We start from the raw sequence: 21,898 nt of genomic DNA, 5'->3' as shown, positions 1-21,898 counted from the left end.
CGGCTCAAGAAATCAAACGAAGCTTGACGCTTTTGGATTGTGGGTCCTCGGGTCAAGCCCGAGGATGACGGAAGTGGTATGTTCCCCATGGTGAGCTTCCTGAGTTTATCGAAGGGCTAACCACGCATTGAACTTGGTGGCATGGCATGAACCCGGCCCCAGGCTCGGCGCAATTGCCGTGCCGAGGCAAATCCTGTGCGCTCAGCCACACTCTCCATATCAAGCCTGGAATGCCCGAGAATTTCCCGTGCCAGCGCTATGCGCAGACCATTGAGATAGTCAGGGATGCTCATCCCCGCATGTTCATTAAACAATCGCGACAGATGCCTCGGGCTGGTTGCGGCAATATCAGCCAAACTCTCCAGCGACCAGCGCTGCGCGGGATCAGCGGCCAGCCTGTCCTGCACCCGGTGGATGGCTGGATGAATATGATTGCGCCCATCGAGCCACGGCGACCATTGCGGATCACTACCGCTGCGCCGCAGATAAACCACCAGAAAGCGTGCAACGGCCACAGCGCAGGCAGGCCCGGCAATCTGGCTGACAAGGTGCAGCATCAGATCAATCCCTGCGGTGATACCGGCGCTGGAATAGCGATTGCCGTCCTCGACATAAAGCCGGTTATCAAACACCCGGGCCGTTGGCACAAGCGCGCGCAATTCGTCAATTGAACCAAAATGGCTTGTACAGGCCCGACCATCAAACAGACCGGCGCGACCGGCCAGGAGTGCGCCTGAACAGATCGACACCAGCTTTTGGCTTTCGCCCACATGCGCCTTCAGCCATTCGATAATTTCCGTATCGCCCTGCCCCTGCGCCTCAGCTTCCAGACTGGCCGGAGTGTCGAGCAATATGGTCGCATCACCCGCCAGAATAATCATGGCATCATCGGATATCTTGTCCGGTAGCGGTGCTATGCCGCTGATCGTCAAACCGATGGATGAGGTCACGTTTGCCAACGGGCCGACATAGCGCACATCAAAATGCACATCATTCTGCTCAAGATTGGCTTTGCGCAGAACTTCAATCGGCCCGGCAATATCCAGCAGCAGCGCCCTTGCGGGGACCACCACCAGAACCTCGATATGCTTCGGCTTTTCAGCACTCATGCGGCTATCGCGCGCTCCACTCCATCAAGGGCTTCATCAACCGTCACGATTCGGGCAAAGCGCCCGGCCAATACCAGTTCCGTGCGCGCCCGGATTTCATCGGCACTAAAAGTGCGGCCCGCCGCATTGGTCATGGCAAAGGTCAGCGTTGCCTCGGAGACGAAATCAACCTCGTAGCCACTGTCAGATGCATGACGCGTCGTCGTCTCACAACACTGTTCCGTGCGGATACCCGATACCAGCAACTTACGGATGCCATTTTCCGTCAACCAGACATCAAGCCCGCTGCCAACAAGCGCGCTGTGCCGGGCCTTGTTGAACACGACATCCGCTGCAAGCGAAACCGGAGCCAACGGCTTGATAAAGCCTGAATCAAGCGCAAACGGGCCATCACCGTCGACGTGAAAAATCTGGATGACAGGCAGGCCCCTCGCTTTTGCACCATCAATCAGCCGCTGGATATTGGCAATGAAAGGCTGCGCTTCAGCTTCGTTCCAGTAACCGCGCTGGCGAAAGGATTCCTGCACGTCAATTACGATAAGAGCAGTATCTGCGGACATTTTTGTCATCTCCTGTGTGTTGATACACTGATAATACTGCCCGATTCAAGCTGATGATACGCACGGACAGGACGAGAAGCGGACAAAAAAGGACATATACTATGCCACGAACTCCTAAGTAGCAGCACCTTAGCGCGTGGTTCGACAAGCTCACCATGAGGGAGAGAGGTGGGTTGCAACAACAAGCGTAAATGTTGGAGGGTTCGATTCCCGACATCCACCCATCTCCGTCATCCTCGGGCTTGACCCGAGGACCCAAATTCAAAAGCGCCAAACTCTAGTTTCGTTGAAAACCCTTTGCGTGGGTCCTCGGGTCAAGCCCGAGGATGACGGGAGTGGTATGTTTCCATAGTGAACTCCTGAGCTTGTCGAAAGGCGAACCATGCGATTGTGCAGCGGGTTATCCTACGCAAGATGTCAATGATTCGACGCCAATATCCCCCCATTGTCTCCATCACATAGACAATCCATCAAACAGCAGACAACTTCCCTCGGGCCCTTTCCCGCTCCATATCTCAGTCAACAAACACACCCATGAAGCATGGCCCTAAAACAGGGCGGAAAGGCACGACATGTCTGCCAATTCCTATCAGCATCGTATCCATTCAGCCGCAGAGCCGAACAGCCCGCTGTTCTTCGTCTTTCACGGCACGGGCGGCGACGAGAACCAGTTCTTTGATTTCGCTCAGCGGTTGATCCCGTCAGCCGGGATAGTCTCACCGCGCGGCGATGTTTCAGAACACGGCGCTTTACGCTTCTTCCGGCGCACGGCAGAGGGCGTTTATGACATGGCTGATCTTGCCAGCCGCACCCGCGCGATGGCGGATTTCATCAGGGCGCATAAGGATATAGCCGTTCCAGCAAACACCATCGGCCTCGGCTATTCCAATGGCGCCAATATTCTGGCCTCGGTGATACTGGAAGAGCCCGATCTCTTCGACACAGCCATCCTGATGCATCCGCTGATTCCGTGGACACCCGCACCGCAGCCAAGACTTGCCGGAAAGCGTGTGCTCATCACAGCGGGACAACGCGATCCGATCTGCCCGCCAGCCCAGACACAGGCTTTGGCGGATTATCTCACCGCACAGGGAACCGATGTTAACATCGCCTGGCATCCGGGCGGCCATGAAATCCAGCAGAGCGAGATCGGCGCGATACAGGAGTTTCTGGCGCGCTAACAAGAGCCAGTTTCGCGAGGCTCTGTCAAAAGATGGAGCCTCTGTCCCACATCATGGATCAGCGCAGATAGGAACAGATCAGATGAACAAGTTCCTGTCTCAATTCCTGTGATTTCAGCATTCCCCTTCGCACGGCATTGTGAATCACCCCTTCCACTGCCGAGGATAAAACCTGCGCCGCGACATCAATGGTTATGCCGCTCTCGCGCGTGCCAAAGGCCGTGATAATCGCCTTGTAGCGATCCATATACTCAGCCTCAAATAGGCCGTGTATTGATCTTGCACCCTCATATCGCGGTGCCTCATCAAGTAGCACCCGATGAAGCGCGGGCTGGATACTGTGGACAGCGATCATACCGTCAACGAGTTCTCCAGCAAATTCTTTGAGGGATCGGCTGCCTTGCCCCGTTCCGCGCAGGACAGTAAGGACATCATCAAGGTGGCGACGACGAATGGCATCAATCAGCGAAAGCTTGTCCGGAAAATACTGATAGAGCGAACCGATACTGACACCTGCGATCTCTGCTGCCTCATTGGTTGTAAATCCATCAAAGCCCCGATCACCCAGAACGCGAGCGCCTGCCCGTATGATAATCTCGACGGTTGCACGCGAACGCGCCTGTCGCGGCTCCTTTCGCATTGCAGGAGGCTCTTTTTCCGCCTGATGCGGCGAAGAGGGAATGCGAGTAGACATGCACCACTCACTCGTTAGAATGCAAAAGTATTACAAGATACGAGCATATTACTCATGTTTTTTACAACGACGGAAGGATATCACCATGAGCGCTTCAACATTGCTCCACACCCTTTTCCGCTATCAGGCTTGGGCCAACAGCGATCTGCTGGATAAAATCGAGAGCATCGACCCGGTAATAAATCAGGAAGAGCGGCACACAGTCATTCGGCTGATCAATCACTGCCATGTGGTGAACCGGATATTTGCAGCGCATCTCTCCGGCACCAAGCATGGCTACACGTCAGATAACACAGCTGATACGCCCCTATTGCCGGATCTGCGTTCGGCTGTTGCGGCATCGGATCGCTGGTATCTCCAATATCTGGAGACCGTGACGCCGGAACAGCTTGGCGAAGCTGTACCCTTCGCATTTACAGATGGTGATAGCGGCTGCATGTCGCGTGAAGAAATGCTCGCGCATGTCGTGACCCACGGCGGCTATCATCGTGGTGAAGCCGGGCGCATCCTCAGCCAGATTTCCATCAGTCCGCCATGGGATACTCTTGCCGTGCATCTGCACCAAACCGAGCCTTCGCGGCGGTTGAGAACACCGATGCTGGAGAATACCCTCTCAGCCTCCTGAATAGTGTGAGTTTGAATGAAACGGGTCCCCGCTTTTCAACGGGGACCCGATCAGTTTCACAAAGCCTTCATTCCGCTCAGGCGGAAAACCGCAGCGAGACCGGAATGATCCGCATGGCACGCGATGAGCGGCGGCCCTTTGATGTCAAGAGGCCCTTGGCACCGTCGAGATATCCCGGCTTCAGCTCAAGCGCCAGAAAACGGCGGCGCTCGACGGGACCGGGCATGGCAAGACCCGCGGTCTTTGCGCCGGTAAAACCAAAGCGCTCGTAATATTCAGGATCGCCAACCAGAATGATGGCGCCGTGGCCGAGCCGTGCGGCTTCCTTGATCGCATGGCGCATCAGCTCGGAGCCGATGCCGAGATCCTTTGAAGCGGGATCAACGGCAAGCGGACCGAGCAGCAGCGCGCGCACGCCCTTGCCCGATGCATCATGGCCAGCCTGAATGTCCCAGAGCCGTACCGTGCCGAGCAGCGCACCACCGGCGCCGCGTGCGGAAAAGGCGAGGCCTTCCGAAGGCAGACGGCCACGACGCAGCTTTTCCGACGACTTGCGCCGGCGTCCCTCGCCCATGGCGCGATCAAGCAGGTCTTCGCGGGCTTTCTCGTCCTGCGGCACTTCGTTGACGATGACATAGGCTCCGGCACCGGCGAAATAGAGTCCGTCGGGTACCAGGTTCTGTTCGATATTTTCTGCTGCACTCATTGTCTTAAACCAATCTAGTCATGTCGTGGGTCATCGCTGCCCGGAGTGATCCCGGGCAGAACTTCTCAACCGGGTTCAAAACCGGTTTAGATGACGTATGATCGGAGTGGTTCGAAGCCGTTGAAGGCAACTGCGGAATAGGTCGTGGTGTAGGCGCCCGTTCCCTCAATCAGCACCTCGTCGCCGATGGTCAGCGAAACGGGGAGCGGATAGGGGTTCTTTTCGTACATCACGTCAGCGGAGTCGCAGGTCGGGCCAGCCAGAACGCAAGGTTCGCTGCGATCGCCATCCCGAGGGGTGGTGATCTGGTAGCGAATGGCTTCGTCCATGGTTTCAGCCAGACCGCCGAACTTGCCGATGTCGAGATAGACCCAGCGAACATTGTCGTTGGCGGCCTTCTTCGAAACCAGCACAACCTCAGCCTTGATGACACCGGCATTGCCGACCATGCCGCGGCCGGGTTCAATGATGGTTTCTGGCAGACGGTTGCCGAAATGCTTGCTCAGCGCCTGAAAAATAGCCTGTCCATAGGCCTGTGCGGTTGGCACATCCTTGAGGTAACGGGTCGGGAAACCACCGCCCATATTGACCATCTTCAGCGTGATGCCTTCCTTGGCAAGCGCATCGAAAACCTGCTTGGCATCGCCCAATGCGCGGTCCCATGCAGCCAGATCTGTCTGCTGCGAACCCACATGGAACGAAACGCCGTAGGAATCGAGGCCGAGCTTCTGGGCAGCGCGCAGAACATCGACAGCCATGGCAGGCACGCAGCCGAACTTGCGCGACAGCGGCCATTCGGCACCGGCACCATCGGTCAGGACGCGGCAGAATACGCGGGCGCCGGGGGCTGCACGGGCAACCTTTTCGACTTCTTCAACGCAATCGACGGCGAACAGGCGAATGCCGAGTTCGAAAGCGCGCGCAATATCGCGTTCCTTCTTGATCGTGTTGCCGAAGGAAATACGGTCAGCCGATGCACCGGCATCGAGCGCCATCTCGACTTCCGCAACCGAAGCGGTGTCGAAGTTTGAACCGAGCGAAGCCAGAAGGCGCAGAATCTCAGGCGCAGGATTGGCTTTCACCGCATAGAAAATCTTCGAGTCCGGCAGGGCCATCTCGAAATTGTGGAAATTTTCGCGCACGACCTCAAGGTCCAGCACCATGCAAGGGCCATTTGGGCGTCGTGTATTGATGAAATCGAGAATGCGCTGTGTAGCCATCTTGAGTCTCCAATCGTGACGGCACTTCCGGCCGTCTTAACAAGTTGCGATCGCAGGGGTTTCTCCCCCGTATGATCGCCAGGACAAAGTGCATGAATCCATCTCACGCGAAGCCAGCCTTTGGAGATGCTGGGAACACGGACGAGTTCAAGCGGCGATGGATCTACGCTAAGCCAGCGTTGATCCGCTTTGTCTGCCTTGGTTTGGATGATCCCATCCGCACTACCGGCAATGAAGGTGTGCCTCTTCAGTAATTCCGGCTTATGGACAGCCGAAAGACACCAGAAAGGCCCGCACCGTCGTTGCTTCAAGATGTCCTCAGTCTGGCAGTAGGCCGTCAAACTGACTGGAGGGGTTAGTTCCAGGTACCATACCGTTTCCTCACCATAATGAGGATCGGCGGACACCCATGGGGCACGTGCGACTTTGGGCAAGGGCGATATAAGTCCAAACTTGTGTCCAATCAATGACAAATCTCGCATTTGCGAAATTTTTTTATTCATTGAACAAACGGACTCAAATCACATAGAATTATTGAACGATGAAGACGATTTCACCCCTGAATGCCCTGCTAAACCTGCCTTTTCAGGCCTTTCCAGCCGTGGACGGCCCGCTGAGCGGATACACGCTCGCCGTCAAGGATATCTTCGATATTGCGGGCCTGCCGACGCAATGTGGCAATCCTGGGAAAAATCACGAATCAGCCGCAAGTATTACCGCGCCTTCCGTGCAGAAACTGCTGGATTCCGGGGCCACATTCATTGGCAAAACGCAGACGGACGAGCTGGCTTTTTCGCTGATGGGGCAGAACAGCCATTATCCCTTCCCTATCAATCCAAAGGCACCCGGCCGGGTGACTGGCGGATCGTCCTCGGGATCAGCTTCCGCCGTGGCGGGCGGCCTTGCCGATATCGCCATCGGATCGGACACTGGCGGTTCCATCCGCGCACCGGCAAGCTTCTGCGGGCTGATTGGCCTGCGCACCACCCATGGCCGCCTGTCGCTTGGCGGGGCCATGCCGCTCGCGCCCTCGCTTGATACTTTCGGCTGGTTCGCACGGGATATGGCGCTCTATGAAAAAGTGGGCGCGGTCCTGCTCGGGCCAGATGAAACCGACTTCAAGCTCAACCGCCCGCTGTTCATCCCGCTTCTGGAACATTACCTGACGGGTGAAGCGGAAGACGCAGCCTTCCGTGCCATGTATGGCCGTGTTGCTGCGCATCTTGGCCATGCCAAATCCGCCCGCCAGTCGACAGCCTCGATGGATGATCTTTATCTCTGCTTCCGGCAGATACAAGGGTTCGAGGCATGGGCCGCCCATGGCGCATGGATATCGGCAGCGGATCGCCATCTTGGCCCCGGCGTCAAAGAGCGTTTCGAATATGGCTCGACCATCGATGCGCAAACCTATGAAGCCCAGACGAAGCGGCGGGATCTTTTCCGCAGCGAGCTTGCCGATGTGCTCAAAGAGGATGGCGTGATGGTACTGCCAACGGTTCCCGGTGCCGCCCCCATGGTCAACTCGACTTTCGACGAGTTGCAGGCTTACCGCGAACGGGCGCTGCGATTGCTTTGCCTCTCCGGCCTCTCCGGTTTTCCGCAAATCACCTTGCCGCTCGGGCAGGTCCACGGCGCGCCCTTCGGCATTTCCCTGCTGGGCCCGAAGGGCAGTGACAGCGCCCTGATCCGTCTTGGCAGCGCCATTCTGTCGTCAGCAGAAACAAGGAACTGATATGGACACACTCACCCGGATGCGCGCTTATATTGATGTGGTGGAGGCGGAAGGGTTTTCCGCCGCCGCACGCAAGATAGGCCGGTCAAAGGCGCTGCTTTCCAAATATGTCCGGGAACTGGAAGATGAACTCGGTGCGCTGCTGCTCAACCGCACGACACGGCAATTCTCGCTCACCGAGGCCGGGCATACCTATTACCAGCGCGCCAGCGAAATCCTGCGTGAGGTGGAAAGCCTGCAGGAAACGGTGCGCGAATCCAGCAGCGACGTTAAAGGCCGCATCAAGGTTTCCGCCTCCCGCTCCTTTGCCGATGCGGATATCGGCCAGTGCCTGATCGATTTCTGCATCGAGCAGCCGGATATCGTGCTTGATGTGCGCCTCGATGACCGCTTCGTCGATCTGGTGGAAGAAGGTTTTGACCTTGCCATCCGCATTACACGTTTGCAGGATTCATCGCTGATCGCCAAACGCATTGCCCCCTTCGGCACGGTGCTCTGCGCCTCGCCTGACCTGATCGAGCGGGTCGGGCGGCCAACACGGCCCGAACAGCTGGCATCCCTGCCCTGCATCATCGACACCAACAACCGCTCGCGCAACAGCTGGCAGTTTTACAATGAGAATGGTCCGGCAATTTCAGTGCAGGTTTCCGGGCGCATGGAAATCAACAGCCCGCTTTCCACCCGCCGCGCCGTACTTGCCGGTCTTGGCTTTGCTTCCATGCCGGATTTCATCGCCAAACCGGATATTGAAAGCGGCAGGCTGATTAGCGTTCTCGAAGAATTCTCGCCACGTGATGGCGGTATCTACGCTGTTTACCCGCATCGCCGCTATCTACCGGCAAAAGTGCGCGTGCTGGTTGACTATCTTGCAAAATGGTTCAAGGACAACCGCAGGGTATGAATATGTTATATCGTCCCAATTTCGACACGTTCGGAATGTCCTTTGCGCACATGATACGGGCGGAATAATGCACCAAAGATTCGCGATTTTCGTCGCAACCCTCAGCTTGGGAATGATGGTCGCCACACCGGCGTATGTGCATCCGCACGTCTTTGCCGAAGCGCGCCTCGACGTGACAATCAACCCCGATGGAACCGTGCAGAAACTCGGCCATGTCTGGCGTTTTGACGATCTCTTTTCCAGCACAGTCCTTGTCGAATTCGACAAGAATGGCGATCTGCAACTGGACCAGAAAGAACTTGCCGAACTGGCCAATACCATCAATTCATCGATTTCGGAGTTCGACTATTTCCAGTCGGTGATGCTCGATAACAAAAAGGTTGTCATGGCCGCGCCGGAGCACCTGATTGCGGATTTCCAGAACAACCAGCTGCTGATTATCTTCGAGAGCAAACCGAAGCAGCCCTTGAAACTCGGCAAGGTCACGAGTTTCGGTGTTTACGACCCGACATTCTACACGGCCATAGATTACGTGAATGACACGGATATCCACGTCACCGGCATGCCCGCAAACTGCAAGTCAAAGGTCGTGCGGCCCAATCCGGATGAAGCAATTGCCGCCAATCAGGCAACATTGACCGACTCCTTCTTTAATGACCCGACTGGGACTAATATGTCGAAAATCTTCGCCACCCGGCTGGAAATAGACTGCCCGGCAAAAGGATAAGATGATGCGGAAAACAACCCTTGTTTGTGCGCTGGTTCTTGCGGCTCTGTTTAGCGGACACGCACTGGCGCAGACCTCGTCGCTGGGTATCGGCTCGAACGAAGTGGCCATGCAGCCAACCGGGCCGTTTGCTGAAATCATCCTCTGGATCAACCTGCAGCAGCGCAATTTCTATCTGGCCATGACGCATGCGCTGAAAGCCATGCGCGAGGACCCTTGGCAGGCTTCCGTCCTCGTTGGCCTCTCTTTCCTTTATGGCATCCTGCATGCGGTTGGTCCCGGCCACGGCAAGGCGGTCATCTCGTCCTATATGCTTGCCAATGAAACCACACTGAAACGCGGTATTCTCCTGTCCTTCGCCTCGTCCATGCTTCAGGCGCTTACCGCACTGTTCATCGTTGGTCTGGCCTGGCTCGTTCTGCGCGGCACCACCGTGTCAATGAACGATGCGGCCCGTTACATGGAAATTGCCAGCTTTGTGCTGATTATTGCCTTCGGCCTGTCGCTGCTCTGGCGCAAGCTGCCGCTGATGTTTGGCCCACGCGTCGCGCATCTCATGCCTGAGAAACACGATCATGGCTCTGTCCTGACCGATCAGCACCATGACCATCATCACAGCCATGACGATGATTGCGGTTGCGGGCATGATCACCACGACCACGCTCACGGGCATAGCCACGCGGCGCATGCACCGGTTGCCCATGTTCACAGCCACGCCAATCACGCACATCATCATCACGATCATAAACATGATCACGCTCACAACCATGCTGCGGGCGAAGTCTGCGCCACCTGCGGCCATTCCCATGCGCCTGATCCGGCCATGCTGGCGGGTGAGTTCAACTGGAAAACCGCTTGGGCGGCCATTGTCGCCGTTGGCCTGCGCCCCTGCTCCGGCGCACTGATCGTCCTGACCTTCTCGCTACTCAACGGGTTGATGCTTGGCGGCGTGCTTTCAGTTTTCGCCATGGCATTCGGTACATTCATTACCGTTGCCACGCTGGCAACACTGGCAGTAACCGCCAAGAATGTGGCTTTGAAAATTTCCGGCGGGGGAGCGCTCTCAACCCGCGTGCAGAACACCATCGAAGTTGGTGGTGCGCTGTTTATCGTGCTGGTCGGTGTGTTGCTGCTGACGGCAGCACTGAGGTTTTAGAGAGTAGTGAGTGTGTGGTTCGACAAGCTCACCATGAGGGACTTGGGTGGATGCAACGATAATCGCCAATGTTGCAGAACGTGACTGTCGACAACCCACCATTTCCGTCATCCTCAGTCCTCGGGTTTAACCCGAGGACTGAGGACGACGAGGAGAGATAGGTTGAAGGGGTGCCATATTCTGCAACATTGGCGATTATCATTGCATCCACCCAAGTCCCTCATGGTGAGCTTGTCGAACCACGAACCACTACTCACTACTGACTACTGACTACTGACTACTGACTACCCACCAATCACCAACCAACTAATCCTTATGCCGTTGCCTTCTCGCTCGCAGCCAGAACACAATGAAGAAACCGAACACAAACAGCGCACCGAAAACGCCGGCAAGCGCGGGTGAATGGGCGCCCAGCGCCAGCATCATTGTGGGCATGTAGAATGCGGCAAAACCGAAACCAAGCATGATACAGGCTGCGGCGATGGCAGCATTGCGGGTTTTGGGATCACTCACGGGCATGGTCTTTTCGAGACCTTTCTTGTTTCAAGAGAACCAGTTCTGTCTAAACAAGCCAGTTCTGGCTAAACAAGAAAGGCTCTTCAGGTGCAGCATTCGCAGCCTTTGTAGCTCCGTTGCATCCGAACGCAAGCACTACCTTGCTCGGAAATCCTCAAGCCGTTTGATCTGCTGCCCATCCGCATCGAAATTATCAGGCGACAGCCATGCCTGATAGGCGGCTTTCAGCGCTGGCCATTCGCTATCGATGATTGAGAACCATGCGGTATCGCGGTTCTGGCCCTTCTGCACCATATGCTGGCGGAAAATACCTTCGAACGTAAAGCCGAAACGCTCCGCCGCCCGCTTGGATGGCTCGTTGGCATTGTTGCATTTCCACTCGTAGCGGCGATATCCCAGCGTATCGAATATATAGGACGCAAAAAGATATTGTGCCTCGGTGGCTGCCGGTTTGCGCGAGATCAGCGGTCCCCAATAAATATTGCCGATTTCGATCACGCCGAATGTCGGATCGATCCGCATCAATGTCTGGCGGCCCGCAACCTTGCCTGATTTCTTGTCGATAACCGCAAAAAACAGCGGGTCCTTGCTGGCCGATACTTTTTCCAGCCAGGTATCGAAAGCCGCACGGTCGCCCGCTGCGGTTTCAAAAAGGTAGCGAAACCGGTCTGCGGCATCCTCAACACTCGACGCCTCATAAAGCCCATCGCCATGTCTGGCCACATCCAGCGGCTCAAGGGTGACATAGTGCCCTTCAATGGGTTCACGGGCGGGAGATGGGCGCGGCGTCCAGTCTTTGAGATCGGTCATGATAGCAGCCTGTTTTGCATATGAGTATTTGACTCCATACAGTCAGAGCAGCACAAAGCTGAAGTCATAAATTGTATGTAGGACAAGATAATGCTGCGTACCATCTCCGGTTTCGACCGTATCGGTGAAGAAAATGCCTTTGCTGTTCTCGCCCGCGCAACGGCTCTCGCCTCCCAAGGCAAGGACATTATCAATCTTGGCATCGGCCAACCGGATTTCAGAACACCCGATCATATCGTCGAAGCGGCCATCAAGGCGCTAAAAGACGGGCACCATGGCTATACGCCCGCGACCGGACTGCTCGCGGCGCGTGAGGCTGTGGCCCGGCGCACGCTGACCACAACGGGCGTCGAAGTCTCCCCAGATCATGTCATCATCGTTCCCGGCGGTAAGGTCACGATGTTTGCCGCCATCATGATTTTTGGCGAACCCGGCGCAGAAATTCTCTACCCCGACCCCGGCTTTCCGATCTACCGCTCGATGATTGAATTCACAGGCGCAACGCCCGTTCCCGTGCCTATCCGCGAAGAGAACGGTTTTGCCTTCTCCGCCGAAGAAACGCTGGCGCTCATTACGCCCAAAACACGATTGCTGATCCTGAATTCTCCGGCTAATCCGACCGGCGGCGTTACACCGAAATCCGAGATTGAAAAGCTGGTGAAAGGCCTCGAAGCGCACCCGCATGTCGCCATCATGTCCGACGAGATTTATGACGTCATGACCTATGACGGCGAGGAACATTGCTCGCTGCTGACCTTCCCCTCCATTCGCGACCGCCTGATTGTTCTCAATGGCTGGTCGAAAACATGGGCGATGACCGGCTGGCGCATGGGCTGGTCGATCTGGCCGGATAGTCTTTATGACAAGGTGCGCAAGCTTGCGGTCAATTGCTGGTCCTGTGTCAATGCACCCAGCCAATATGCCGGTATTGCCGCCATTGATGGCCCACAGGATGATGTGGAGAAAATGTGCCGCGCTTTCGACAGCCGCCGCAGGATTGTTGTTGATGGTTTGAACAGCCTGCCGGGCATCAGTTGCACCACACCGAAGGGCGCATTCTATGCCTTCCCCAACACCAAGGACACCGGCTGGCCCGCCAAGCAGTTGGCAGCCGCATTGCTTGATGAAGCGGGTGTGGCGCTGATCGGCGGGCCGGATTTCGGCATTCTTGGCGAGGGCTATATCCGGCTCTCCTACGCCAATTCCGAAGAAAACATTCTGCGCGCCATTGAGCGTATCGAACGGTTCCTCGCGAAGTAATTTTAACCGCGCAGCACACCGCGATCGACGGATGCGGCTTTCACCAGGGCGAAAACAGTGTCGCCCTGCTTGAGAGCAAGCTCGCTGGCGGATTTACGCGTCAGGCGTGCACTGATCATCTGGCCGCCAATGTCGAGCGCGAGATCACAGTCCGGGCCTTCATTGGTTGTGATGGAAACAATGCGCGCGGGCAAGATGTTGCGGATGCTGATCGCATCCGGCAGTGCGCGGGCAATGGAAACATCCCGCGCCCTTATGCGCAGCCGCAGTTTTGTCCCGTCGGCAAAGCCGAGTTTTGCGATCTGAAACGGATGACCACCAATATCAATCGACGTCAATCCGAAGGCATCATCGCTTGCCATGACAGTGCCCGAAACAAGCGCTCCCGCATCATCATGGCTGCCAAGCTGCGAGAAGATGGCTTCCGCAGGCCCGCTTGCGGTCACGCGGCCAGCCTGCAAAAGCACGATCTCGTCGGCCAGCCGCGCCACCTCGTCAATCTCATGGCTGACATAGAGGATCGGCAGACCTGTTTCATCGCGCAGGGTTTCAAGGAAGGGCAGGATTTCCTGCCGCCTGTTATGATCAAGCGACGAGAGTGGTTCATCCATGAGCAACAGTGACGGATTGGAGAGCAGTGCCCGCCCGATGGCAACACGCTGACGTTCGCCGCCTGAAAGCGTTGTCGGCGAGCGCTGCTGCAAATGCTCCAGCCCAAGCAGCGCCACCACCCTGTCATAGGGCAGCCCCTCGCTGCGCCGTCCAGCCCAGCGCGCATAGGTGAGGTTCGTCTTGACAGAAAGATGCGGAAACAGCCGCGCATCCTGAAAGACATAACCGATACGCCGCTGTTCCGGCGGCAGGTTGATTCCGCTGGCGCTGTCGAAGAGCACATGATCCCGGATGGCGATGCAGCCCTTGGCCGGGCGCGTTACCCCGGCAATCATTTTCAGAAGCGTTGTCTTGCCCGCGCCTGACTCACCAAACAGCGCGGTGACACCACCGCCTGCGGTAAACTCGGCAGCAACAGAGAATGATCCGACCTGTCCACTGACTGAAACGAACAGCGTATCGCTCATGACCGCCCTCCGCTCAGGCGCCGCTGCAACCATTCGGAAGCGACAACCGCAACGACGGAGATCACCACCGAAACGAGGATCAGCCGCAGGGCCGCGACATCACCATTCGGGCTTTGCAGCAGGGAGTAGATCGCAAGCGACATGGTCTGCGTTTCACCGGGAATATTCGACACGAAGGTGATCGTCGCGCCAAATTCACCCAGCGCTTTGGCAAAGCCAAGCACGGCACCGGCCAGAATGCCCGGCAATAGCAGCGGCAGCGTCACCGTGAAGAAGACGACAATACGCCCTGCCCCGAGCGAACGCGCCGCCTCTTCAAGACCACGATCAAGGCTCTCAATGGAAAGACGCATCGGCCGCACGAGCAGCGGAAAGGCCATGACACCGGCAGCCAGCGCCGCGCCGGTCCAGCGAAAGGCAAAGGTCAGCCCGAAAATATCATTGAGAAAACCGCCTATGGTGCCGCGTGCGCCAAACCACACCAAAAGCAGATAGCCCGTCACCACAGGCGGGATAACCAGCGGCATGGTGATGACAGCCTGCAAGAGGCTTTTACCCCAGAAGGAATAACGCGCCAGAATCCACGCAATGATGAAAGCAAATGGCAGGGCGACGAGGATCGCGACCAGCGCGACCCTCAGCGACAGAAGAACAATGGCCCATTCTGCCTCACCCAGCACTATCAGCCCGCCTTGCCTGCACCGACAAAACCCTTCGACTTGATGATTTCCTGGCCTTCATCACTGGCGAGAAAATCAAGGAAGGCCTTGCCTTCAGCCGATGGTTCCTTACCAACCAGTGCAGCCGGATAAAGGATTGGCTTGTGGGTTGAATCGGCAAAACGATAGGCTTCAACCAGATCCGGTGCAGCGGTATGATCCGACGCATAGACAATGGATGCATTGGCTTCACCACGGCTGACAAATTCCAGCGCAGCGCGTACATTCTCGGTGAACACAGCGTTCTTGCTGACTTCATCCCAGATTTTCAGCGTTTCCAGCGCTGCCTTGCCATACTTGCCTGCAGGAACGTTGGTCGGATCACCCATGGCAAAACGCCCGGCTTTCAGGATTTCGGCTGCATCGCCCTTATCCTTCTTGGTCAGGATAACAAGCGCATTGCCCGCAATAACCTTGCGCGATGGCTTGTCGATCAGGTTGCGCTGTTCGAGATAATCCATCCAGTCAAGATCAGCCGAGATGAAGAGATTGGCGGGCGCGCCCTGCTCGATCTGCTTGGCGAGCGCTGACGAAGCAGCGAAGGAAGAAGTCACTTTCGTGCCCGTTTTGGCTTCAAACTTGGCGGCAGCCGTGTCGATTACTTCCTTCATGCTTGCCGCCGCAAAAACCGTTACTTTTTCGGCAGCCGTGGCGCCATTGACACCTGCCATCGCCGCCAGAACCATAAAGCCCAGAATGAGAAATTTTTTCATGAGGTCCACCCCTGTCAGGAATCCATGACGGTCTCACACCGGCCATGAATCCAGTTGCATTATACAGACATGATGGTGGGTCCGAACAAAGCGCGCGCGACCCGGACGCTCCCAAAACCCTTGACGCAGCGGCAGCCATCGACACTGCCAGAATGTCCTGAATGAACCCTTGGCCCCGAGTCAGAACGCGCCAAACTAGACTGGACTTGTTTGTCTTGTCGAGAGACAAAACACCCGCCGGTGACAGCGGGTGTTTTTAGTTTCGATCTGTGATTACGCCTGCGGTGTTGGCGTTTTCACATTGGCGATTGTCGCCTCGATGTGATCGATGAGGCTATCAGGCAATTTGAGACGCCCGGCCAGAAGATCAAGATAGCCGCGCTCGGCGCGCGTCTTTGCTTCAATGGCAAGGCGCGAAGCCGTATAAAGCTCAACCTTCTGCGCGTCGGTGACAGCGGCGGCAACCAGCGCATCGATGTCAACAGGCGCATTGAGTTCCTGGGTCAGGAATTCCTGCGTGTCGCTGTTGAGGCCTGACAGCGACAGTTTTTCGGCGATCCGCGCACGTTCCGCATCATCCACATGACCATCCGCACGGGCAGCGGCAATCATCGCCCGCACCAGCACGAGAGCAAACTCATGCTCGCCCTGCGGCGCGGTTGCCGGATGGAAGCTTGAATCATCCGGCGGAGGCAGCAGTTCCGGCTCGCCCGCCTTTGTCGCTTCAGCCGTTTGAGATGGTGCATTGCCTGACTGATAATTCTGATAGGCCTTGTAGGCGAGCCCGGCGACAGCAGCGAGGCCACCAAGTTTCAGCGCGCCGCCCGCAATATCACGCCCGGTGCCGGTGCCCAAAAGCACAGCTGCCAGAGCGCCTGCGGCCAATGGATTGTCCTTGGCCATTTGTGTAGCCTTGCCGGCCGTATCTCGAACGGAGGTTCCAGTTCCGGGAATACTGCTTCCCAGAAAATCATCAAGAATCTTCTTCGGGTCGAACATACAAATCTCCTCATGGCTGCACGAATGCGTTCCGCCCTAGGTAGGGTCGGCATCATGGCATTGCAATGACACCAGAGGTTTTTGTGATCAGGAACCGATATGGTGCTTTTCGCCGCGCATTTTGGCGAGTTTCACCTGTTTTTGCCGTTCCGCAAAGCGTGCGCGGTCTTCCGCCGTCCGCTCATGATAGCATTTCGGGCAGGAAACGCCTTCTTCGAACAGGGTGGACATTTTGTCCTCAGGCGCAATCGGATTGCGGCACGCATGACAGAGTTCCGCCTCGCCTTCGATGAGGCCATGGCCAACCGACACGCGTTCGTCAAAGACGAAACATTCGCCTTCCCAGCGGCTTTCCTCGGCGGGCACATCTTCGAGATATTTGAGAATGCCACCCTTCAGATGAAACACATCATCAAAGCCAAGGCCTTTGACATAAGCTGTCGCCTTTTCGCAGCGGATACCGCCGGTGCAGAACATGGCGATCTTCTTGCCTTCCAGCTCTTCCCGGTGATTTTCCACCCATTGCGGAAACTCGCGAAACGTCTTGGTCTGCGGATCAACCGCATTGGCAAATGTACCGATAGCCGTTTCGTAATCATTGCGGGTATCGATGACGATGGTGTCAGGATCGGAGATCAGCGCATTCCAGTCCTGCGCCGGAACATAGGTGCCAACACTTTTCAGCGGATCAATATCCTCGACGCCCATGGTGACGATTTCCTTTTTCAACCGCACCTTCATGCGCTTGAAAGGCATTTCGCTCGCATAGGAATATTTCAGCTCCATACCCGCAATGGCAGGTTCGGCTTCCAGAAACGCGACAAGCTTGTCGATGGCATCATGCGATCCCGCCACCGTACCGTTGATACCTTCGGCAGCCAGCAGCAACGTGCCCTTGATCCCCAAGCCACAGCATAGCTGCGCCAGCGGTTCCTGCAGCGACTGATAGTGCTCCAGACGGGCAAAACGATAAAGTGCTGCCACTTTGAAGGGCAAGTTTGCGGAATGATCGGTCATGATCCCCTGCAACTACTGCTCCCAAGCGATGATTTCAAGAGATTTGCATGGGATACGGGTATTTATGGGCGCTATCTGCCTGATGGATGGTGTGTGGATGGTGTGGTTCGTGGTGCCGGGTTCGTGGTTCAACAAGCTCACCATGAGGGAGAGTGAGGATGAAACGCTCATCGCCGACAATTGCTGATCACAAAGGTTGCAGATTACAAAAGGTGCAGAACTTGGCTCCCCCCGCAAACCACTCCTCCCGGTCATCCTCGGGCTTGACCCGAGGACCCATAATTTAAAAGCGCCAAAATCTGGATCTGTTTGATTTCCCTAACCGTGGGTCCTCGGGTCAAGCCCGAGGATGACGGGGGAAGGGTGAGTTGCGGGGGAGCCAAGTTCTGCAATCTTGGTGATTAGCGTTTTATCCACACTCTCCCTCATGGTGAGTTTCATCCTCACTCTCCCTCATGGTGAGCTTGTCGAACCACGAACCACGAACCACACCCACCAACCAACCATCGCGCCACCCAATACTTATCCAACAGACCCGAAAGCCTCCGATAATTCCCTTGTAAATAAACACAAGGGATCGCCATGTTTTCACAACAGAACATCAGGGATATCAGCAGCGAAGCCAAACGGGCGGGCATCGAACCGGCAGCGCTTCTTGCAGTTGCGCAGGTCGAGAGCGGCGGCGTCTGCTTCTACAAGGTTGATGGCCGCGATGAACCGCCCATTCGCTTCGAGGGGCATTATTTCGACCAACGCCTCTCGGGCAATCAGCTGTTGAACGCGCGTGACAAAGGCCTTGCAAACCCCGTGGCGGGTGCGGTTCGCAATCCCGTGTCGCAGGCGGCGCGGTGGCAGTTGCTGGGGGCAGCCGTCGCTATCAACCGGGAGGCCGCCTATGAATCCGTATCATGGGGCATTGGACAGGTGATGGGGGCGCATTGGAAATGGCTTGGTTATGACAGTGTCGACGCCCTTGTGGATGAGGCACGCGGATCATTGAAAGGGCAACTTCGCCTGATGATCCGCTTCATCGGCAAGAGCGGCCTTATCCCCGTTTTGGCGCGGCACGACTGGAAGGCTTTTGCGCGCGCCTATAATGGTCCAAACTTCACACAGAACCGCTATGATACCAAATTGTCGCTCGCCTGGCGCCGATATGCTGCGGTTGAATCTCTCGATAGGGCAGCAAGCGGTAGACAAAGCGGCTTCGTATGACTAAATCGATTGAACCCATAAACAGCGGAGAGTTTGACATGGCCCAGAAGACCGATTTGCTATTACCCGTTCTGAAAGGCCAGCCGGTTATTCCTGTTATTCTCGTCCATAACGTTGCCGACGCCGTACCTCTGGCGCGCGCATTGGCCGCCGGTGGTCTTCCAGCCATCGAAATCACCCTGCGCACAGCGGCCGCGCTTGACGCAATCCGCGCGGTTGCCAATGAAGTGCCAGAAGCCATTGTCGGCGCCGGGACCATTCTCAATGCGCGCCAGTATGAAGAGGCAAGCGCCGCCGGATCGCGTTTCATCGTCAGCCCCGGCGCAACACCGCAGCTGCTGAAAGCTGCCGCTGCGGGTAAGGTGCCGCTGCTTCCCGGCGCCATTACCCCGGCAGAAATCATGAGCCTGCGCGAAGAGGGCTACACAATGCTCAAATTCTTCCCCGCCGAACAGGCTGGCGGTGCCTCGTTCCTTAAATCCCTGTCCTCGCCATTTGCAGGCATTCAGTTCTGTCCAACCGGCGGTATCGGCGCTGGCAATGCCAAAACCTATCTTGATCTGCCGAATGTTGTCTGTGTTGGCGGCTCATGGGTTGCCCCCGATAATCTGGTTCAGGCCGGAAAATGGGATGAGATTACCGCGCTTGCCGCTGAGGCTGCAAAACTGGCGAAGTAACGCCTTCACTATTATTATGGGTGATGCCGGCAAGTTTCACCCTCACTCCCAGATACGCAGCAACCACCAATCATAACAAAAAGGGCGGCACCAACGGGCCGCCCTTTTGTTTGATCATATAACAGCAATCAATTCGTTGAAGTGAACTTTGCAATCGACAGGAACGTAACAGCCTTGCCCGTGAACTTGTTGGCATCGGATACTGGCAGAGCCTGCTGGAAACCTGCGGTGTAAACGGTTGTAGGAGCGGCACGCATTGCTTCGTTGCGCAAAACAGCCGGTTCAACATTCGGCGACGTCTCGGCAACCTGCTGGTTCGACAATGCACGATCCGACACATCCGAGGCAACCTGAATGGCCTTGGCACCCTGATTCTGCGCTGCTTGGCGACGCGGCTTCGATGTCTTGCTGGTGGTGATCACACCGCTGTCGAGCATGGCGACTGGATCGGCAGAGCCACCGGCATCCAGCATCGTGCGGCGCAGCGAAGGCTGAGGCTCATTGGAAGCCACTTGTGTATTCTGGGTCGGCGCTGGCTTGTTGCGAACAACACGGCCGCCTGTGGTGGCCGGCAATGTCGGCATGGCTTTTGCTGTTGCAACGGCGGGAGCCTTGCCAGGGGCGGTATCAGACTGCTTGATGATCGCTTCCAGATCGTCATTGGGAACCGGAATAACATCATGTTCGGTTGCAGCCGCAACCTCGGGTGCAGACGCACCCTGAGGGGCAGCCGCGACCTGCGCTGTCGGCATGGCCGGGCGCGGGTTCGGCACAACCGATGCAACCATCATGTCACTGTGCTTGGGACCAGTCTGCGGCTTGTCAAAGGGAACAGGAACCAGCGCATTAACCATTTCCGGCTGGGCCGGTGCTGGCTCGTTGGCCGGTGTGTTCACATTGGCCGCGATCATGTCACGAATAGCGCTTGCGCTGTCGGTCGGACGCGGTGTCGGCAAAGCAGCCACAACGGTCGACGGTTCTTCGGCCAGCGCATTAAGCGTTGCCGGAGCAGCCGGTTCCGGCGTCGGCGCATAATCAGGACGGCGCAGCGGTACAGGCACAGCAAAGGCCAGAGCAGCATTATCCTCAGGGCCCGCAACAAGCGGTGCATCAGGACGCGGTGCTTCCACCGGTGCTGGCGCATTGCGCGTCGGCAAAGCCGGTGCGATAGGGGCCGATGCGGGCTGCGCACCAGCAACACCCGGCAAGGACGAACCACCCTCGTCATCATCCGATGCCGCCGCCGGTGCAGCACGGGCTACACTGCGCGATGGGGTCGGAGCCGAAGCCACGGCCACCCCGGCTTCGCCGGAATCCTCCTCGTCATCGGCACCGCCGCCACCAAAGAGCATACCAAAGAGCGTCTTGCTGCGACCGCCGGATCTGGAAGAATTGCTAGCAACCTGAACAGAGCCACCGCTACGCTTGCGGGATTCATAGGCAGCAACAGCCTGCTCATAACCGGGCAATGGCTTACCATCAGCAGGAATGTGCATTGTCTTGCCATCGGGGAACACGGCCAGCAATTCGCGGCGGCTCATGCGCGGCCACATGCGGACATTGCCGACATCGGTGTGGACGAAAGGCGAGCCAGATGTCGGGTAGTAGCCCACACCGCCAGCCTGGAATTTCAGCGCGGTAACGCGCAGGGTCGAGAGCTTTACACCGGGAAGATACCAATCCATCGCCTTGCCGAGCATATGCTGGCTTGTCTTGGCAACGCCGCGGCTACGTGAGCGCAGCATCGAATTGGTTGCAGGAGAGCGATAGGCCGAAACCACATGAATATAGTCTGATCCACCAACCGTCTGATAAACCTGCCAGACCAGATCGAACAGGCGGGGGTCCATGTTCGTTGGTTCATTGCGACGCCAGTCGCGCAGGAATCGATTGAGCTTGTTCAGGCCGTCCTGCTGATAACGTCCATTCTTCTTGAACGTGATTTCAGCGCGCTCTTTCGTGTGGATGAAATAGAGTTTGAGAGTCCGGGTCTCAGCGGAAGCCTGCGCCGATGCAAACAGCATCGAGCCGAAGACCATGAGGAACACAAACCAGCTGGCGCGTACAAAAGAAACTGCCGTTGATTTGCCGTTCTGTGCATGATTCATGTTTGACAATGTCGTCCCAACCTTGACCGTTTTTCCAGTCCCCGAATATCTGGATTATCCGATTTAATGGTTAATGGTCACTTATTGAAGAACAAATACGTTGAGAGCATGGCAAAAACCGAAGCGCAAAGAGCTGATTTAAGACATGGTCAACGGATGGTTAACAGCACAATT

23 protein-coding genes are annotated in these 21,898 nt (G+C 56.6%); 10 read left to right on the top strand and 13 right to left on the bottom strand.

Annotation, left to right across the window (positions count from 1 at the left end):
* Nucleotides 1-116: 116 nt before the first annotated feature.
* Both FHW17_RS06360 and FHW17_RS06355 read right to left on the bottom strand, forming a co-directional pair.
* Complete coding sequence (locus tag FHW17_RS06360; protein ID WP_182509443.1) at nucleotides 117-1,109, bottom strand: helix-turn-helix domain-containing protein; 993 nt, start codon at nucleotides 1,107-1,109, stop codon at nucleotides 117-119.
* Entirely contained in the window at nucleotides 1,106-1,669 is a 564-nt protein-coding gene (locus FHW17_RS06355; protein WP_112530194.1) for an isochorismatase family protein, read from the bottom strand. The genes FHW17_RS06360 and FHW17_RS06355 overlap by 4 nt, the downstream gene beginning before the upstream one ends.
* A 572-nt stretch (nucleotides 1,670-2,241) precedes the next feature.
* Here FHW17_RS06355 and FHW17_RS06350 point away from each other — a divergent pair.
* The gene (locus FHW17_RS06350) at nucleotides 2,242-2,850 is read left to right on the top strand and encodes an alpha/beta hydrolase (protein ID WP_182509442.1); all 609 of its coding nucleotides are present in this window, start codon (nucleotides 2,242-2,244) and stop codon (nucleotides 2,848-2,850) included.
* A 58-nt stretch (nucleotides 2,851-2,908) separates the two neighbouring features.
* Here FHW17_RS06350 and FHW17_RS06345 read toward each other — a convergent pair whose 3' ends face one another.
* Nucleotides 2,909-3,544, bottom strand: a complete 636-nt coding sequence (locus FHW17_RS06345; RefSeq protein WP_246706750.1) for a TetR/AcrR family transcriptional regulator — start codon at nucleotides 3,542-3,544, stop codon at nucleotides 2,909-2,911.
* Between the two features lie 85 nt (nucleotides 3,545-3,629).
* On the opposite strand from FHW17_RS06345, the gene FHW17_RS06340 reads away from it, so the two are divergent.
* A complete protein-coding gene (locus tag FHW17_RS06340; protein WP_182509441.1) occupies nucleotides 3,630-4,169 on the top strand; it encodes a DinB family protein in 540 nt (179 codons plus the stop codon).
* Nucleotides 4,170-4,245: 76 nt separating this feature from the next.
* Here the strand turns inward: FHW17_RS06340 and FHW17_RS06335 are convergent, their stop codons facing one another.
* Together FHW17_RS06335 and odc2 are read right to left on the bottom strand one after the other, a co-directional pair.
* Nucleotides 4,246-4,875, bottom strand: coding sequence for an N-acetyltransferase (locus tag FHW17_RS06335; protein WP_112530188.1), 630 nt, complete (start codon nucleotides 4,873-4,875; stop codon nucleotides 4,246-4,248).
* An 86-nt stretch (nucleotides 4,876-4,961) separates the two neighbouring features.
* Entirely contained in the window at nucleotides 4,962-6,095 is a 1,134-nt protein-coding gene (odc2, locus tag FHW17_RS06330) for an ornithine/lysine decarboxylase (RefSeq protein WP_113095597.1), read from the bottom strand.
* A gap of 541 nt (nucleotides 6,096-6,636) precedes the next feature.
* On the opposite strand from odc2, the gene FHW17_RS06325 reads away from it, so the two are divergent.
* The 4 genes from FHW17_RS06325 to FHW17_RS06310 all read left to right on the top strand — a co-directional run bounded on the left by FHW17_RS06325 (nucleotide 6,637) and on the right by FHW17_RS06310 (nucleotide 10,611).
* Entirely contained in the window at nucleotides 6,637-7,827 is a 1,191-nt protein-coding gene (locus FHW17_RS06325; RefSeq protein ID WP_182509440.1) for an amidase, read from the top strand.
* Between the two features lies 1 nt (nucleotide 7,828).
* Complete coding sequence (locus FHW17_RS06320) at nucleotides 7,829-8,728, top strand: LysR family transcriptional regulator (protein ID WP_112530180.1); 900 nt, start codon at nucleotides 7,829-7,831, stop codon at nucleotides 8,726-8,728.
* A 67-nt stretch (nucleotides 8,729-8,795) separates the two neighbouring features.
* Nucleotides 8,796-9,455, top strand: coding sequence for a DUF1007 family protein (locus tag FHW17_RS06315; protein WP_112530178.1), 660 nt, complete (start codon nucleotides 8,796-8,798; stop codon nucleotides 9,453-9,455).
* Nucleotides 9,456-9,459: 4 nt separating this feature from the next.
* Complete coding sequence (locus FHW17_RS06310) at nucleotides 9,460-10,611, top strand: nickel/cobalt transporter (RefSeq protein WP_182509658.1); 1,152 nt, start codon at nucleotides 9,460-9,462, stop codon at nucleotides 10,609-10,611.
* Between the two features lie 306 nt (nucleotides 10,612-10,917).
* On the opposite strand, the gene FHW17_RS06305 is transcribed toward FHW17_RS06310, so the two are convergent.
* Nucleotides 10,918-11,124, bottom strand: a complete 207-nt coding sequence (locus FHW17_RS06305; protein WP_112530277.1) for a hypothetical protein — start codon at nucleotides 11,122-11,124, stop codon at nucleotides 10,918-10,920.
* Between the two features lie 138 nt (nucleotides 11,125-11,262).
* Nucleotides 11,263-11,937, bottom strand: a complete 675-nt coding sequence (locus FHW17_RS06300; protein ID WP_112530176.1) for a GNAT family protein — start codon at nucleotides 11,935-11,937, stop codon at nucleotides 11,263-11,265.
* Between the two features lie 90 nt (nucleotides 11,938-12,027).
* On the opposite strand from FHW17_RS06300, the gene FHW17_RS06295 reads away from it, so the two are divergent.
* Nucleotides 12,028-13,197, top strand: coding sequence for a pyridoxal phosphate-dependent aminotransferase (locus FHW17_RS06295; RefSeq protein WP_182509439.1), 1,170 nt, complete (start codon nucleotides 12,028-12,030; stop codon nucleotides 13,195-13,197).
* A gap of 2 nt (nucleotides 13,198-13,199) precedes the next feature.
* Here the strand turns inward: FHW17_RS06295 and modC are convergent, their stop codons facing one another.
* From modC to FHW17_RS06270, 5 genes are all read right to left on the bottom strand, one after another.
* On the bottom strand, nucleotides 13,200-14,276 hold the full coding sequence (modC, locus tag FHW17_RS06290) for a molybdenum ABC transporter ATP-binding protein (protein ID WP_182509438.1): 1,077 nt from the start codon (nucleotides 14,274-14,276) through the stop codon (nucleotides 13,200-13,202).
* Nucleotides 14,273-14,962, bottom strand: coding sequence for a molybdate ABC transporter permease subunit (gene modB / locus FHW17_RS06285; protein ID WP_182509657.1), 690 nt, complete (start codon nucleotides 14,960-14,962; stop codon nucleotides 14,273-14,275). Before modB ends, modC begins: the two co-directional genes overlap by 4 nt.
* Complete coding sequence (modA, locus tag FHW17_RS06280; RefSeq protein ID WP_112530169.1) at nucleotides 14,959-15,708, bottom strand: molybdate ABC transporter substrate-binding protein; 750 nt, start codon at nucleotides 15,706-15,708, stop codon at nucleotides 14,959-14,961. The genes modB and modA overlap by 4 nt, the downstream gene beginning before the upstream one ends.
* A 273-nt stretch (nucleotides 15,709-15,981) precedes the next feature.
* Nucleotides 15,982-16,707: a tellurite resistance TerB family protein gene (locus FHW17_RS06275; protein WP_182509437.1), complete on the bottom strand. Its 726-nt coding sequence runs from the start codon at nucleotides 16,705-16,707 to the stop codon at nucleotides 15,982-15,984.
* Nucleotides 16,708-16,794: 87 nt separating this feature from the next.
* Entirely contained in the window at nucleotides 16,795-17,724 is a 930-nt protein-coding gene (locus FHW17_RS06270; protein WP_112530165.1) for a rhodanese-related sulfurtransferase, read from the bottom strand.
* Between the two features lie 64 nt (nucleotides 17,725-17,788).
* On the opposite strand from FHW17_RS06270, the gene FHW17_RS25335 reads away from it, so the two are divergent.
* The 3 genes from FHW17_RS25335 (at nucleotide 17,789) to FHW17_RS06260 (ending at nucleotide 19,616) form a co-directional block, all read left to right on the top strand.
* Nucleotides 17,789-17,911: a hypothetical protein gene (locus FHW17_RS25335; protein WP_281410735.1), complete on the top strand. Its 123-nt coding sequence runs from the start codon at nucleotides 17,789-17,791 to the stop codon at nucleotides 17,909-17,911.
* A 395-nt stretch (nucleotides 17,912-18,306) separates the two neighbouring features.
* Nucleotides 18,307-18,939, top strand: coding sequence for an N-acetylmuramidase family protein (locus FHW17_RS06265; RefSeq protein WP_182509436.1), 633 nt, complete (start codon nucleotides 18,307-18,309; stop codon nucleotides 18,937-18,939).
* A gap of 38 nt (nucleotides 18,940-18,977) precedes the next feature.
* On the top strand, nucleotides 18,978-19,616 hold the full coding sequence (locus FHW17_RS06260) for a 2-dehydro-3-deoxy-phosphogluconate aldolase (protein ID WP_182509435.1): 639 nt from the start codon (nucleotides 18,978-18,980) through the stop codon (nucleotides 19,614-19,616).
* A 128-nt stretch (nucleotides 19,617-19,744) separates the two neighbouring features.
* Here FHW17_RS06260 and FHW17_RS06255 read toward each other — a convergent pair whose 3' ends face one another.
* On the bottom strand, nucleotides 19,745-21,724 hold the full coding sequence (locus FHW17_RS06255) for a DUF882 domain-containing protein (protein ID WP_246706749.1): 1,980 nt from the start codon (nucleotides 21,722-21,724) through the stop codon (nucleotides 19,745-19,747).
* Between the last annotated feature and the right edge of the window lie 174 nt (nucleotides 21,725-21,898).

The organism is Phyllobacterium sp. P30BS-XVII, assembly GCF_014138335.1.
GTDB lineage: Bacteria > Pseudomonadota > Alphaproteobacteria > Rhizobiales > Rhizobiaceae > Phyllobacterium > Phyllobacterium meliloti.
The sequence above is the reverse complement of the archived record's forward strand: the minus strand, read 5'-3'. Positions and strand labels throughout refer to the sequence as shown.

Coding starts and splice junctions, on each gene's coding strand:
- modA (WP_112530169.1), bottom strand. CDS start 15,708: ATGAAAAAATTTCTCATTCTGGGCTTTATGGTTCTGGCGGCGATGGCA.
- FHW17_RS06340 (WP_182509441.1), top strand. CDS start 3,630: ATGAGCGCTTCAACATTGCTCCACACCCTTTTCCGCTATCAGGCTTGG.
- FHW17_RS06360 (WP_182509443.1), bottom strand. CDS start 1,109: ATGAGTGCTGAAAAGCCGAAGCATATCGAGGTTCTGGTGGTGGTCCCC.
- FHW17_RS06325 (WP_182509440.1), top strand. CDS start 6,637: ATGAAGACGATTTCACCCCTGAATGCCCTGCTAAACCTGCCTTTTCAG.
- FHW17_RS06275 (WP_182509437.1), bottom strand. CDS start 16,707: ATGTTCGACCCGAAGAAGATTCTTGATGATTTTCTGGGAAGCAGTATT.
- FHW17_RS06265 (WP_182509436.1), top strand. CDS start 18,307: ATGTTTTCACAACAGAACATCAGGGATATCAGCAGCGAAGCCAAACGG.
- FHW17_RS06300 (WP_112530176.1), bottom strand. CDS start 11,937: ATGACCGATCTCAAAGACTGGACGCCGCGCCCATCTCCCGCCCGTGAA.
- odc2 (WP_113095597.1), bottom strand. CDS start 6,095: ATGGCTACACAGCGCATTCTCGATTTCATCAATACACGACGCCCAAAT.
- FHW17_RS06345 (WP_246706750.1), bottom strand. CDS start 3,544: ATGTCTACTCGCATTCCCTCTTCGCCGCATCAGGCGGAAAAAGAGCCT.
- modC (WP_182509438.1), bottom strand. CDS start 14,276: ATGAGCGATACGCTGTTCGTTTCAGTCAGTGGACAGGTCGGATCATTC.
- FHW17_RS06255 (WP_246706749.1), bottom strand. CDS start 21,724: ATGAATCATGCACAGAACGGCAAATCAACGGCAGTTTCTTTTGTACGC.
- FHW17_RS06310 (WP_182509658.1), top strand. CDS start 9,460: ATGCGGAAAACAACCCTTGTTTGTGCGCTGGTTCTTGCGGCTCTGTTT.
- FHW17_RS06350 (WP_182509442.1), top strand. CDS start 2,242: ATGTCTGCCAATTCCTATCAGCATCGTATCCATTCAGCCGCAGAGCCG.
- FHW17_RS06335 (WP_112530188.1), bottom strand. CDS start 4,875: ATGAGTGCAGCAGAAAATATCGAACAGAACCTGGTACCCGACGGACTC.
- FHW17_RS25335 (WP_281410735.1), top strand. CDS start 17,789: ATGGGCGCTATCTGCCTGATGGATGGTGTGTGGATGGTGTGGTTCGTG.
- FHW17_RS06295 (WP_182509439.1), top strand. CDS start 12,028: ATGCTGCGTACCATCTCCGGTTTCGACCGTATCGGTGAAGAAAATGCC.
- FHW17_RS06270 (WP_112530165.1), bottom strand. CDS start 17,724: ATGACCGATCATTCCGCAAACTTGCCCTTCAAAGTGGCAGCACTTTAT.
- FHW17_RS06320 (WP_112530180.1), top strand. CDS start 7,829: ATGGACACACTCACCCGGATGCGCGCTTATATTGATGTGGTGGAGGCG.
- FHW17_RS06355 (WP_112530194.1), bottom strand. CDS start 1,669: ATGTCCGCAGATACTGCTCTTATCGTAATTGACGTGCAGGAATCCTTT.
- FHW17_RS06315 (WP_112530178.1), top strand. CDS start 8,796: ATGCACCAAAGATTCGCGATTTTCGTCGCAACCCTCAGCTTGGGAATG.
- FHW17_RS06260 (WP_182509435.1), top strand. CDS start 18,978: ATGGCCCAGAAGACCGATTTGCTATTACCCGTTCTGAAAGGCCAGCCG.